Raw genomic sequence first — 13,096 nt, 5'->3', positions numbered from 1 at the left:
ATGTCATGTCCCGCCCCGCCGCCGCCAAAACCCTGCTGCTCAACGCCCAAGACAATGTCGCGGTGGCGCCGAGCAATCTCGATGTCGGCACCGATACGCCGCAGGGAGTCACCACCACCAAGCGGGTGCCCAAGGGCCACAAGTTCACCGTGCGGCAGGTCGCGGCCGGGGAGCCGATCGTCAAGTTCGGGCAGATCATCGGCTTCGCCAAGGACGCGATCCCGCCGGGCGAATGGGTGCATGAGCACAATGTGACGATCGGCGAGGAGCACGGGGCGTTCAAGCGCGACTATGCCTTCGGCGAGGGTGTCGTGCCGGTGGAGTTCGTGCCGGAAGCACAGCGGGCGACGTTCCAGGGTTTTCGCCGCTCCAACGGCCAGGTCGGGACGCGCAACTATATCGGCATCCTCACCTCGGTGAACTGCTCGACCACGGTGGCCGGGTTCATCGCCCGTGAGGTCGAGCGCTCGGGCATTCTCGAGCAGTACCCCAACGTCGATGGCATCGTGGCGCTGAAGCAGGCCAATGGCTGCGTCATCGATTATCGCGGGGTGATCTTCGATATCCTCAAGAAGACCACCTGGGGCTATGCCACCAACCCGAACATGGGTGGGGTGATCATGGTGGGGCTGGGCTGCGAAGGGTTCCAGATCCCGCGGCTCAAGGAAGCCTATGGGGTCACCGAGAACGAGACCTTCCGCACCATGACGATCCAGGAGGTGGGCGGCACGCGCAAAACCGTCGAAGCCGGCGTCGAGGCGGTCAAAGCCATGCTGCCGATCGTCAACAAGGCGAAGCGTGAGACGGTGCCGGCATCGGAACTGATGCTGGCACTGCAGTGCGGCGGCTCGGATGGCTATTCCGGTATCACCGCCAACCCGGCGCTGGGCGTCGCGGCCGACATCCTGGTGCGGCATGGCGGCACGGCGATTCTGTCGGAGACGCCGGAGGTTTATGGCGCCGAGCACCTGCTCACCCGGCGCGCCAAAAGCCGCGAGGTCGGCGAAAAGCTCATCGATATCATCCACTGGTGGGAAGATTACGCCGAGCGCAACAACATGGAGATGAACAACAATCCGTCACCCGGCAACAAACTCGGCGGACTTACCACTATCCTCGAGAAATCTTTGGGTGCGACTGCAAAAGGTGGGACGACTCCACTCAATGCAGTGTATCACTATGCCGATCCGGTGACCGAAAAGGGGTTCGTGTTCATGGATACGCCGGGATACGATCCGGTTTCTGCGACCGGGCAGGTCGCGGGTGGTGCGAATATACTATGCTTCACCACGGGACGTGGCTCGGCCTATGGCTGCAAGCCGACGCCGTCGATCAAGATCGCCACCAATTCGGACATCTATCACAAGATGATCGACGACATGGACATCAACGGCGGCGAAGTGGTCGAGGGCGGCTCGCTCGAAGAGAAGGGGCAGGAGATCTTCGACAAGATCCTTGCCGTCGCTTCGGGCGAAAAAAGCAAGTCGGAACTCCTGGGCTACGGCGACAACGAGTTCGTGCCCTGGCAGATCGGTGCAACCTTCTGATGCGGCGCGCCGTCCACGTGGTGATCACTGGACGGGTGCAGGGAGTGGGCTTTCGCGCTTTCGTCGAGCGCGAGGCCGTGGCGCTGCGGCTCGAAGGCTGGGTGCGCAACCGGCGTGACGGCACAGTCGAAGCGGTGTTCGCCGGCGACGAAAGCGAAATCCAGCACATCCTGATGGAACTCAACGCCGGCCCGCCAGCCGCCGCGGTGACCGACGTGCGGACCGGACCCTATGAAGGCCCGATCCCGCCGGGCTTCAGTTCGCTGCCGACGGCGTGAGTGTTGCGGTGCACCGGCAGTCGGCAGTCGGCATTAGAATCAGGGTTTGCGCCGCTGCCCACTCTGACCATTCTCGACTGCCGACTGCCGACTGCCGACTGCCGACTGCCGACTGCCGACTGCCGATTTGACTTTGCAGCGAGACCCCCTACATTCATGCCATGTCTTGCTTTGCGACCATCACCGTTATGGCACCGCGCCGGGAAACCCCGGTCGCAGGCATATAGCCCCATGATCCGCGCCTAGGCGCCGCCGGGTCTGGGGCATCCGGAACCCACGCGGAGCTTTCCGCTCGGGCTCACCAGCAAGGCGCCGCATCCAAAACACAGCGTGAACCCGTCGCGGGCGATGACCCGCCGACGTTCGCGCATCGAAAGGAATTTCTCAGATGCAATCCATGCGTCGCTATGACCTGCAACCGCGTATCGTCCTCAGCGAGGACGACCATCGCAAACTCATCGCCCTGGCGCTGGCCGGCAGCGGACACAGCTCCGATGCGGCCGACGACCTGCTCTACGAGATCGAACGCGCCCGCGTCGTGCCGACCCCCAAGTTGGGTTCGAGTATCGTGCGGATGGGCTCGACCGTCACCTACCGGCCCGACAATGGGGCGGAACGCACCGTGCAACTGGTCTATCCGGTCGATGCCGATATCTCTCAGGGCAAGATCTCGGTGCTGACCCCGGTCGGCACGGCGCTGATCGGCCTCGATGTCGGGCAGTCGATCACCTGGGAAGCGCGTGACGGCCACAAGCACGTGCTGACCGTACTGGCCGTCGCGCCGCAGGCGTGATTCGCGGCCAGCGGGCCACCCAGCCTGCTCGTGCAGCCGGATCATCAGCAAAACCAGCCGGTTGGACTGTCACAATTGTGCGGTCCAACCGTCATCGACCGGGCATCGCCAGTGGTTAATGAAGTGTTGCGGCCAAATTGGCCGCGCCGCACTTCGGAGGCTCGAATGGCCCAGCAACGTGCCCACCATCCTGTCGTCACCGGCATGCGCTCGACCACCGGGCAGGCGCTGGCGATCCGTTACGATTTGAGCTCCAACACCATCGCTTTCGTCGAGGACGACTGGTTCGCCGACGCCGTGCGCACCTCCAGCGTGCCACCGCGCGCCGAGGTGCGGCAGCGGCTTGGCAACAATGTCACGCGGTTGAGGCCGCGTCGGCGGTAAACGCCTTCTGCCCTTAGCCTTCGGCTCCGTCGTCTCCCTCCCTCGCGGGGAGGGATCAAGGGTGGGGGGCGGCGCGCACCGGCGCTTCGTTTCTTGGCGATGAACGCCGCGAAATCGAACGGCCTTGGCGGGCCGCTCTGTTCGCCCTCGATCAGGGCACTGCGTAGAGCCTCCAGCGCCGCCGAATGACTCGGGCTCATGACGGCCGCGTCGCCCCATTCACCGCCAGGTAGATGCTGTGCAGGCTCTGGGTAGCGCAGATGAACAGGCGGTTGCGGCGGGGGCCGCCGAATTCGACATTGGCGACGGTGTCGGGCGTCAAGAGCTTGCCCAGCAGCACGCCCGATGAGTTGAAGCAGTGGACGCCGTCGCCGGCCGAGGTCCAGACATTGCCGCGGTCATCGAGGCGGAAGCCGTCGGGCAGGCCGGTATCGGTGACGCAGAAGATGCGGCCATTGCTGACGGTGTTGTCGGCGTTGACGTCGAACACCCGGATGTGGCGCGGCAGGTCGGCGCCGTGGCTGTAGGCGCTGTCGGCGACGTAGAGGCGCTTCTCGTCGGGCGAGAAGGCGATGCCGTTGGGGCGGACGAAATCGTCGATCGCGACCTTCAATACGCCGGTTGAGGGATCGAGGCAGAAGACGTAGCAGCCGTCCTGCTCGAACTCGCCCTTGAAACCTTCGTAGTCCGACAGGATGCCGTAGCCGGGGTCGGTGAACCAGATGGTGCCGTCGGACTTCACCACCACGTCGTTGGGGGCGTTGAGCTTCTTGCCGCGATAGCTGTCGGCGAGGACGGTGATGGTGCCGTCAAGCTCGGTGCGGACGACATTGCGGCCGCCATGCGAGCAGGAAACCAGCCGGCCCTCGCGGTCGCGGGTGTTGCCGTTGATGTAGTTGGAGTTGTGCCGGTAGACCGAGGCGCCACCATCGGGGGTCCAGCGCAGCATGCGGTTATTGGGAATGTCGGACCAGACCAGCTGGTTGGCGTCGCCGAACCAGCATGGCCCCTCGGCCCAGCGGCAATCGGAATAGAGCGTTTCGAGCTTGGCGCTGCCCTGGATCAACTGCCCAAATTCTTTCTCGTGATGCTGATAGACGCCGGCCATAGCTTCCCCCTGGATTGATTTTGCGGCGCATCCAATCGGAAGTTTTGCAGCCCGGCAAGGCTACTTGCGTTCATTGCCGGTGAGGCGCAGAGCTTCCGCTGCAAGGAGAATACCGATGCCGATCACCGATGCGCTCAGCACCCGCCTAACGGATCCCTCGCTGCTGCATGCCGCCGCCCTCATCGGCGGACGCTGGCTCGAGACGGCAGAGAACGGCACGACATTCGAGGTGACCAACCCATCGACCGGCGCGGTGCTGGCGGTGCTGCCGAATTGCGGCGTGGCGGAAGCCAAGCTCGCGATCACGGCGGCCGAGGCGGCGCAGCGGGCCTGGGCGAAGAAGACCGGCAAGGCGCGCGCTGCCGTGCTGCGGAAACTGCATGAGCTGATGGTCGCGAACGCCGACGATCTCGCGGCGATCATGACCGCCGAGCAGGGCAAGCCCGTGCCCGAGGCCAAGGGCGAGGTGCTCTATGGCGCCGCCTATGTCGAGTGGTTCGGCGAGGAGGCGAAGCGGGTCTATGGCGACACCATTCCTGGGCACCAGGAAGACAAGCGGATCATCGTGATCAAGCAGCCGGTGGGGGTGGTGGCGACGATCACGCCGTGGAATTTTCCTAACGCCATGCTGGCCCGCAAGGTGGCGCCCGCTTTGGCGGCTGGGTGCGCGGTGGTGTCGAAGCCGGCGGCGGAGACGCCGCTGTCGGCCATTGCCATCGGCGTGTTGGCGGAGCGGGCCGGGCTGCCGGCGGGGCTGTTCAACCTGCTGCCGTCGACCCATTCGTCGGACCTGGGCAAGGAGTTCTGCGCCAACGAAGTGGTGAGGAAGCTGAGCTTTACCGGCTCGACCGAGGTTGGCCGCATCCTGATGCGGCAGGGGGCCGACCAGATCAAGCGGCTGAGCCTCGAGCTCGGCGGCAATGCGCCGTTCATCGTCTTCGATGACGCCGACCTCGATGCGGCGGTCGAAGGGGCGATGATCTCGAAATACCGCAATAACGGGCAGACCTGCGTCTGTGCCAACCGCATCTATGTGCAGGCCGGCGTCTATGATGCGTTTGCCGCAAAGCTCACCGCGGCAGTGGAAAAGCTCAAGGTGGGCGACGGCTTCGGCGAGGAGGTGACCACCGGGCCATTGATCGACCAGAAGGCGGTGGAGAAGGTCGAGCGGCACCTGACCGATGCGCTACGCAAGGGCGGCCGGCTGCTGGTTGGCGGCAAGCGCAAGGAGGGGTTGTTCTTCGAGCCGACCATCGTCGCCGACGCGACCGCCGACATGATGCTGGCGCGGGAGGAAACGTTCGGACCGCTGGCGCCGCTGTTCCGCTTCGAGACGGTGGAGGAGGTGATCCAGCTCGCCAACGCCACCGAGTTCGGGCTGGCGTCGTATTTCTACGCGCGCGACCTGAGCCGGGTGTTCGAGGTGGCCGAAGCGCTCGATTACGGCATGGTCGGGATCAATACCGGCCTGATCTCCACCGAGGTGGCGCCGTTCGGCGGCGTGAAGCAGTCGGGGCATGGGCGCGAGGGATCGAAGTACGGGATCGAGGACTATCTCGACATCAAGTATCTTTGCTTGAGTGTTTGAGGCCGCCTCTCACCTGCAAGGGGAGGAAGAAGGGGAGCTTCGACTGAAGCGGACGGCCCCCTCCCGGCCTCCCCCATGAAGGGGGAGGTGAAGAGTCGAGGCTGTGTCCTGATCGTGCCAAACACTGGATGCGGCACCTCCCCCTTCATGGGGGAGGATGGGAGGGGGCCGTCTGCCAGTAGCTAAGCCAGCCTGATCAACCCCGCTGCCGTCGGTCGAAACCCGCACGCCTTGTAGAACCCATCCAGCTTCTCCTCGTAATCGACATGCAGCCAATGCGCGCCGCGCTCGCGGGCGGCGTCGGCCACCTGCCGGACCAGTTCCTTGGCAATGCCGCGGCGCTGGAACTCGGGGTCGACCGTGGTGTCGAGCAGGAAGGCGTGCACGCCGCCGTCCCAGGCGACGTTGACGTAGCCGACCATGCGGGTACCGGCATAGGCGCAGGCGTGGGTCAGGCTGCGGGTGAGGATGAAGGCGAGGTCGCCGCCCCAGTCGTCGCCCCAGGCGGCGCGCCATAGCGGGGCCAGTTCTTCCTCGCTCGGGAACGGGTCGAGCCGGTAGGCGATCTCAGTGTCAGTGTTGTCTTTAGTTTCTTGCATGCAGTTCCGTTCCGGCGAGGCCCTCGATAATCGGACAATCGGGCCGGTGATCGCCGTCGCAGGCATCGGCGAGGGTGGCGAGGGTGTGGCGCATCTCGCCGAGCAGCCGGATCTTCTGGTCGAGCTCGGCGATGTGGCTCTGGGTCAGCGCCTTGACGTCGGCGCTCGAGCGTTGCGTGTCGCCCCAGAGGCGGAGCAGGTCGCGGATTTCGTCCATCGAGAAGCCGAGGTCGCGGGCGCGGCGGATGAAACCGAGACGGTGGATGTCATGATGGCCGTAATCGCGATAATTGCTGTCGCGCCGGTCGGCATTGGGAATGAGGCCGATGGATTCGTAGTGGCGGATCATCTTGGCGGATACGCCGGTGAGCCGGGAGGCCTCGCCGATCTGCATGGGAACACCTATCTGAACAATGTGCTTGACCTTACCATGATGGGAAGGTGCAGAACAGGCCCCAGTACGATTTCGTTTGTCGCGTCTTGGCGGGCTCAGCCGCCCGCGAGACGTTCTATAGGAGCCGAGCATGGATCACGCTGAACACAAGCATTCGCACGGGGCAGGGGGCGCGGTGAGCCGCGACCCGGTCTGCGGCATGACCGTCGATATGGCCAAGACGCCGCACCGCACCGTGCATGAGGGCCGCGAGATCGGCTTCTGCAGTGGCGGCTGCAAGGCGAAGTTCGAGGCGGAGCCGGCAAAGTACCTGACGGCGACGGACCCGGTCTGCGGCATGCAGGTGGATCGGACGACGGCCAGGCACATGCTGAAGCACGAGGGGACGCGCTACTATTTCTGCAGCGCCAGCTGCCTCAGCAAGTTTGAAGCCGAGCCGCAGAAATATCTCAATGCGCCGGAAGCCGACGTCTGCGGCTGCGGGGATGGGCATGACCACGGCGCCGCGGCGAAGGGTGGGCATGATCATGCGGGCCATGGCCACAGCCATCACGGCCACTCGCATGGTGCGCCGCCGGTCGACCCTTCGACCGTCGCTGCAGGCACCAAGTGGACCTGCCCGATGCATCCGGAGATCGTCAAGGACGGGCCGGGCGATTGCCCGATCTGCGGCATGGCGCTCGAGCCAATGGTGGCCTCGCTCGACGATGGCCCGAACCCCGAACTGGTAGACTTCACCCGCCGGCTTTGGGTGAGCGCCGGGCTGTCGATCCCGATCCTCGTCATCTCGATGGGCGGCATGGTCGGCCTGCCGGTGCGCGAGTGGATCGGCGAGCCGCTTGCCACCTGGATCGAGATGGCGCTGGCCACCCCCGTGGTGCTGTGGGCGGCCTGGCCGTTCTTCCGCCGCTTCTGGAATTCACTCGTCAACCGCTCGCCCAATATGTGGACGCTGATCGGGCTCGGGGTCGGTGCGGCCTACCTGTTCTCGGTGGTCGCGGTGCTGTTCCCGCAGCTGTTCCCGATGAGCATGACCCACATGAACGGCGTGCCGCCGGTCTATTTCGAAGCGGCGGCGGTGATCGTGGCGCTGGTGTTCGTGGGGCAGGTGCTGGAGCTCAGGGCCCGCGATGCCACCGGCAAGGCGATCCGGGCGCTGCTCAACCTCGCGCCGAAGACGGCGCGCAAGGTGTGGCAGGGCAAGGATATCGAAGTGCCGATCGAAGAGGTGCGGGCCGGCGACTGGCTGCGGGTGCGGCCGGGCGAGGCGGTGCCGGTCGATGGCGAGGTGCTCGAAGGGCAGTCGTTCGTCGATGAATCGATGCTGACCGGCGAGCCGGTGCCGGTGGAAAAGCTGAAGGGCGAGCCGGTGACCGGCGGCACGCTGAATGGCGAAGGCAGCTTCGTCATGCAGGCGCTGCGGGTCGGCTCGGAGACCCGGCTCAGCCAGATCGTCGAGCTGGTCGGCAAGGCGCAGCGCAGCCGCGCGCCGATCCAGGCTTTGGCCGACAAGGTGGCGAACTGGTTCGTGCCGCTGGTGGTGGTGATCGCCATTGCCGCGTTTGCGGCGTGGATGATCTGGGGCCCCGGCCTCGCCGAGGCGATCGTCGCGGCGATCTCGGTGCTGATCATCGCCTGTCCCTGTGCGCTGGGTCTCGCGACGCCGATCTCGATCATGGTGGCAACCGGGCGCGGCGCACATGCTGGCGTCTTGGTGAAGGATGCCAAGGCGCTCGAGGGTTTTGCCCGGGTCGATACGCTGATCGTCGACAAGACCGGCACGCTGACCGAGGGCAAGCCGACGCTCGACCAGGTGATCCCGGTGAAGGGTGTCGACGAGGGTTTTGTGCTCGCTGTCGCCGCGGCGCTCGAAAAGCACTCCGAGCACCCGATAGGCACCGCCGTGGTCAAGGGCGCCGAGGTGCGCGGGGCGCGGGTCTACGAGGCCGAAGGCTTCACCTCGCTCACCGGCCGCGGCATCAAGGGATTGGTCGGCGGCAAGACTGCGGTGCTGGGCAACCTCAAGCTGTTCGCGGAACAGGGCATCGCGGTCGACGACAAGCTCAGCGGGCTGCTCGAGCAGCAGGCCGGCTCGGGCAAGACGGCGATCCTCGTCGCCCATGATGGGGTGGCGATCGGCGTGGTGACGGTGTCGGACCCGATCAAGGCCGGGGCCAGGGAAGCGATCGCGGCGCTGCGGGCCGATGGCGTCTCCGTGGTGATGGCAACCGGCGATGCCAGGGGCACAGCGGAAGCGGTCGGGCGCGAGCTCGGCCTGAGCGAGGTGCAGGCGGGTATGGCGCCCGAGGACAAGCACACGCTGATCGAAGCGCTGAAGGCCAAGGGCAAGGCGGTGGCGTTCGCCGGCGACGGCGTCAACGATGCGCCGGCTCTGGCGGCAGCCGATGTCGGCGTGGCGATGGGCACCGGGGCGGATGTGGCGATCGAAAGCGCCGGCATCACGCTGCTGAAGGGTGAGCTCAATGGCATCGTCAAGGCGCGAAAACTGTCGAAGGCGACGCTCAGCAATATCAAGCTGAACCTGTTGTTCGCCTTTGGCTACAACGCGCTGGGCATTCCGGTGGCGGCCGGCGTGCTCTACCCGCTCACCGGCTGGCTGCTCTCGCCGATGCTCGCCGCGGCGGCCATGGCGCTGAGCTCGGTGAGCGTCATCGCCAACGCGCTGCGGCTGAACTCGGTGAAGCTGTAGGCCACGGACGGCAGACGGCCAAAGGTCGCCTCCGCGGGCAAGGGGCGGCGCAACCTTGGTTGCGCCCCTCATCCGCTCTTGTGGGCAACGCTGCTGAGGTACTTGGCCGGGGGTTTGCCCAGCGCTTTCTTGAACATGGAGATGAAGGAAGCGACCGAGGCGTAGCCGAGGTCAGCCGAGACCTGCTGAACCGTCGCGCCATCGGACAATTCGCGGATCGCGACCATCAGGTGCAGCTGTTGCCGCCAGCGACCGAAGCTCAATCCTGTCTCCTGGACCACCAGGCGGCTGAGGCTGCTCTCGCTCATCGCCACGCGGCGCGCCCAAACGCCCACCGTCGCGCGGTCGGCGGGATTGGCGGCGAGTGCGTTCGCAATAGTGGCGAGACGTGGCTCTGCGGACACCGGTAGATGCAGCTGTTGCACCGGCATGAGCGGCAATTGGGCCAGGAGGACCTTGATCAGCAGCTCATCGACCTCGTGCGCGGGCTCGCGGTCGGCAAGTTCGATGATCAGTTCGCGCAGCAGTGGCGAGATCGAGAGGGTGCAGCATTGGTCCGGAAGTTCGGCCGCACCGGGCTCCAGATAGACGAAGAAGAGCCTGGCATTGGCGGTCGCTATGTTGCTGTGCGGCAGACTGCCGGGGATCCATACCGCGCAATGCGGTGGCACCATCCAGAGCCCACTCGGAACGCGGCATGTGACGCCTCCCGCCAGCGCGAAGACCAGCTGCCCCTTGCGGTGCTGATGCTCGGGTACTTCCGTTCTCGCCTGGCCGACGTCGATCCGTACCGACACTGCCGGGGCGGAGATCCGGTCCACATCCAGATCCGTCCACGGGTATTGGAGCGCCTGCCTCACGTCTCACCGCTCTTTTGACCGCTTTCAATAATGAATTGGCATTATATCGAAATCCGTGCGCCGTGAAAGGCGCTACACGTTTGGCTGCGCCCGCAGCGGGCAAGCTCGATCGAGAGGTGGAGGCATGGCAAACGTGGTCATCGTGCCGGGCGGCTGGCATGGCGGATGCGAGCTTGCGCCCTTCGCACGCCGGTTACGTGCCCTCGGGCATGACGTGTTCACGCCAACCCTCACGGGACTGGGCGACCGATCGCACCTGGCGGTCATGCGGCCAAACCTCGACACGCACATTGAGGACGTGACGAACCTCCTGGAATTCGAGGACCTCTCGAAGGTGGTTCTCTGCGCCCACAGTTACGGCGGGATGGTGATCACCGGTGTGGCGGATCGACTGGCCGAACGCCTGTCGGCGCTCGTCTATATCGATGCGCTGGTGCCGGAGGACGGCGACTCCTGGTGGCGGCTGATGAACGACCATTTCCGAACCATCGCCATCGAAGGAGCCGACGGCGACGGCTTCGGCGTTCGACCGCCAGCGGGCATGGACACCCGATGCCGGCCACACCCCTTGGCGTCGTTTCTCCAGACCATCCATCTGACCGGGCGGTGGAAGGAGGTTCGTGAAAAGCTCTTCGTCTATGCCACCGGCTGGAGCGACAGCCCCTTCCCGCCGACCGTCGATCGCCTGAGGAAACTGCCGGACTGGCGGATCGAGGAGTTGCCAGTTCGGCACAACGTCATCGCCGCGGCGCCGGAGCAGTTCCTGACCATCCTGACCACGCTCAACGCGATGCAGTGATTACGGCGCCCCTCGACCGCTTGCCTCCCCAACTCACATCGGCGCGGAAACGCTGACGCTCGGATCGTATCGATAGGTCGCGCGGGTGGCGGTGGTCTTGCCGGCGGCGGTCGAGGTGCCGAGGATCAGCAGCGGCAGTTTGGTTGCCGGGTCGGCATAAAGCGTCGATGAACTTTCGACGCCGGCCATGGCGAAATCGTACTTGAAGGCCAGGTAGTCCTTGCCCTCGAAATTCTGGGTGCCGAGGCATTCGCCGCCTGCCACCTGGTCGATCATCCCGGCGGCGCCGCTGATGCCGGCCGTCATCTGGGCGGCCATGCTGTCGGGCATTGCTGTCCAGGCGCCGCCGATCTGCATCCAGGCCTTGCCGTCATGCACGGTCATTTCCTGCGTCGTGCCGCCGATATGGGTGGTGGCGTGGATCGACGCCGGGGGCACGACTTCGGCAGTCATGGTCATATCGTCGGAAACGAGTTCCATCACGTAGGGGCCACCGGTGAGCGAGCCGGTGAGCACCGATTTCAGGTCGGCGAGGCAGTCGGCCTGGGCGGGGGCGGTGAAGGCGATGGCGGACAATGCGGCAAGGGTGGCAATGCGCATGGGAGTCTCTCCGTTGAAGGCGGCGAACGTGCGCGGCCGAGAATGAAGCGGTGATGAACGGCAACTGATCCGGTGACCGGGGGGGCGGTTCAACGTCGGGTTCCGAATGAACGCCCAACGTCGCATTGACCACTGACATGTCAGAGAACTAGAAAGCGCCAACCGTTTTCTCCGGGGCGCCCATGGCCAATCTCGACAAGTATCTCACCATCGAAGACCTGATGAAGGCCGCGAAGCGCCGCGTGCCCAAGATGTTTTTCGACTATGCGGACTCGGGCTCGTGGAGCGAAAGCACCTATCGCGACAACACCACCGACTTCGAAAAGATAAAGCTCAGGCAGCGCGTGGCGGTCAATCTTGAGAACCGCAACCTCGCGACGACGATGATGGGCCAGCCGGTGTCGATGCCGGTAGCAATTGCCCCGGTGGGGTCGACCGGCATGCAGTCGGCCGACGGCGAGATCAAGGCGGCGCGGGCCGCGGAGAAGTTCGGCATTCCGTTCACGCTCTCGACCATGGCGATCTGCTCGATCGAGGACGTGGCCGAGAACACGACCAAGCCGTTCTGGTTCCAGCTCTACGTGATGCGCGACAAGCCGTTCATCGAACGGTTGATCGACCGTGCCAAGGCGGCCAAGTGCCCGGTGCTGGTGCTGACGATGGACCTGCAGATCCTCGGGCAGCGCCACAAGGATATCCGCAACGGGCTGAAGGCGCCGCCGCCGATCACTCCGAAATTCCTGTTCGAGATTGCTACCAAGCCGGCCTGGGCCCTGGGCATGCTCGGCACCAAGCGGCGCACCTTCCGCAATATTGCGGGGCACGTCACCGAGGCGGTGGACCTCGCCTCGCTCAGCCAGTGGACGGCGACGCAGTTCGACCTGACGCTGAACTGGAAGGACATCGCCTGGATCAAGAAGCGCTTCGGCGGTCCGGTGATCGTCAAGGGCATCCTCGATGCCGAGGACGCGCGGCTGGCGGTGGAGAATGGCGCCGACGGCATTATCGTCTCCAACCATGGCGGGCGGCAGCTCGACAGCGCGCCTTCAACCATCCGGGTGCTGCCTGAGATCGTCGATGCGGTGGGCAACCGCACCGAAGTGCTGATGGATTCGGGCATCCGCTCCGGCCAGGACGTGCTGAAGGCGCTGGCGCTCGGCGCCAAGGGCACCTTTGTCGGCCGCGCCATGGCCTTCGGGCTGGGCGCCGGCGGCGAGGCCGGCGTCACCCGGGCGCTGCAGATCATCAACAAGGAGATGGACGTCACCATGGCCCTGATGGGCGAGCGCGACGTCAAGAATATCGGGCTGCACAACATCTACTCGAACGACTTGCAGAAGCGGCAGGGATATTGAGGAGGGCTCCCCGTAGCGACTGACGGGCTGGTGCGGACAGAGTACCCCCACCCCTGTCCCCTCCCCTCAAGGGGGAGGGAC

The 13,096-nt window shown here is 65.2% G+C and carries 13 protein-coding genes and 1 pseudogene; 8 read left to right on the top strand and 6 right to left on the bottom strand.

The features are described 5' to 3' along the window. Nucleotides 1–5: 5 nt before the first annotated feature. The 4 genes from VW23_RS15145 (at nt 6) to VW23_RS29515 (ending at nt 3,002) form a co-directional block, all read left to right on the top strand. On the top strand, nt 6–1,547 hold the full coding sequence (locus tag VW23_RS15145; RefSeq protein WP_069910388.1) for a UxaA family hydrolase: 1,542 nt from the start codon (nt 6–8) through the stop codon (nt 1,545–1,547). Beyond that, nucleotides 1,547–1,825: an acylphosphatase gene (locus VW23_RS15140; protein WP_069910387.1), complete on the top strand. Its 279-nt coding sequence runs from the start codon at nt 1,547–1,549 to the stop codon at nt 1,823–1,825. Before VW23_RS15145 ends, VW23_RS15140 begins: the two co-directional genes overlap by 1 nt. Before the next feature lie 388 nt (nt 1,826–2,213). Further along, a complete protein-coding gene (rnk, locus tag VW23_RS15135) occupies nt 2,214–2,618 on the top strand; it encodes a nucleoside diphosphate kinase regulator (RefSeq protein ID WP_055882866.1) in 405 nt (134 codons plus the stop codon). Between the two features lie 165 nt (nt 2,619–2,783). Then, nucleotides 2,784–3,002: a hypothetical protein gene (locus VW23_RS29515; RefSeq protein ID WP_069910386.1), complete on the top strand. Its 219-nt coding sequence runs from the start codon at nt 2,784–2,786 to the stop codon at nt 3,000–3,002. Nucleotides 3,003–3,088: 86 nt separating this feature from the next. Here VW23_RS29515 and VW23_RS29670 read toward each other — a convergent pair. Together VW23_RS29670 and VW23_RS15125 are read right to left on the bottom strand one after the other, a co-directional pair. Further along, nucleotides 3,089–3,202, bottom strand: a pseudogene (locus tag VW23_RS29670) (type II toxin-antitoxin system ParD family antitoxin); the annotation flags it as partial. Further along, nucleotides 3,199–4,110, bottom strand: a complete 912-nt coding sequence (locus tag VW23_RS15125; protein WP_069910385.1) for an SMP-30/gluconolactonase/LRE family protein — start codon at nt 4,108–4,110, stop codon at nt 3,199–3,201. The gene VW23_RS15125 and the pseudogene VW23_RS29670, both read right to left, overlap by 4 nt. A gap of 115 nt (nt 4,111–4,225) precedes the next feature. Between VW23_RS15125 and VW23_RS15120 the strand changes: the two genes are divergently transcribed. After that, nucleotides 4,226–5,698 carry an NAD-dependent succinate-semialdehyde dehydrogenase gene (locus VW23_RS15120; protein ID WP_069910384.1) on the top strand — a complete coding sequence of 491 codons (1,473 nt, stop codon included), beginning with the start codon at nt 4,226–4,228 and terminating at the stop codon, nt 5,696–5,698. Nucleotides 5,699–5,880: 182 nt separating this feature from the next. Here VW23_RS15120 and VW23_RS15115 read toward each other — a convergent pair whose 3' ends face one another. After that, nucleotides 5,881–6,297 (bottom strand): GNAT family N-acetyltransferase, encoded by a 417-nt coding sequence (locus VW23_RS15115; protein ID WP_069910383.1) that lies wholly within the window; start codon nt 6,295–6,297, stop codon nt 5,881–5,883. Next, nucleotides 6,284–6,691, bottom strand: a complete 408-nt coding sequence (cueR, locus tag VW23_RS15110; RefSeq protein WP_069910382.1) for a Cu(I)-responsive transcriptional regulator — start codon at nt 6,689–6,691, stop codon at nt 6,284–6,286. Before cueR ends, VW23_RS15115 begins: the two co-directional genes overlap by 14 nt. 130 nt (nt 6,692–6,821) lie before the next feature. Here cueR and VW23_RS15105 point away from each other — a divergent pair, with 130 nt between their 5' ends. Then, a complete protein-coding gene (locus VW23_RS15105) occupies nt 6,822–9,401 on the top strand; it encodes a heavy metal translocating P-type ATPase (RefSeq protein ID WP_069910381.1) in 2,580 nt (859 codons plus the stop codon). Nucleotides 9,402–9,469: 68 nt separating this feature from the next. On the opposite strand, the gene VW23_RS15100 is transcribed toward VW23_RS15105, so the two are convergent. Beyond that, nucleotides 9,470–10,261, bottom strand: coding sequence for an AraC family transcriptional regulator (locus tag VW23_RS15100; RefSeq protein ID WP_069910380.1), 792 nt, complete (start codon nt 10,259–10,261; stop codon nt 9,470–9,472). 124 nt (nt 10,262–10,385) lie between these two features. Here VW23_RS15100 and VW23_RS15095 point away from each other — a divergent pair, with 124 nt between their 5' ends. Continuing rightward, entirely contained in the window at nt 10,386–11,060 is a 675-nt protein-coding gene (locus tag VW23_RS15095) for an alpha/beta fold hydrolase (RefSeq protein WP_069910379.1), read from the top strand. Between the two features lie 33 nt (nt 11,061–11,093). On the opposite strand, the gene VW23_RS15090 is transcribed toward VW23_RS15095, so the two are convergent. Further along, nucleotides 11,094–11,660: a hypothetical protein gene (locus VW23_RS15090; protein WP_069910378.1), complete on the bottom strand. Its 567-nt coding sequence runs from the start codon at nt 11,658–11,660 to the stop codon at nt 11,094–11,096. Between the two features lie 182 nt (nt 11,661–11,842). Between VW23_RS15090 and VW23_RS15085 the strand changes: the two genes are divergently transcribed. Next, nucleotides 11,843–13,015, top strand: a complete 1,173-nt coding sequence (locus VW23_RS15085; protein WP_069910377.1) for an alpha-hydroxy acid oxidase — start codon at nt 11,843–11,845, stop codon at nt 13,013–13,015. Nucleotides 13,016–13,096: the final 81 nt, after the last annotated feature.

The organism is Devosia insulae DS-56, from assembly GCF_000970465.2.
GTDB classification, from domain to species: Bacteria; Pseudomonadota; Alphaproteobacteria; order Rhizobiales; family Devosiaceae; genus Devosia_A; species Devosia_A insulae.
The sequence above is the reverse complement of the archived record's forward strand: the minus strand, read 5'-3'. Positions and strand labels throughout refer to the sequence as shown.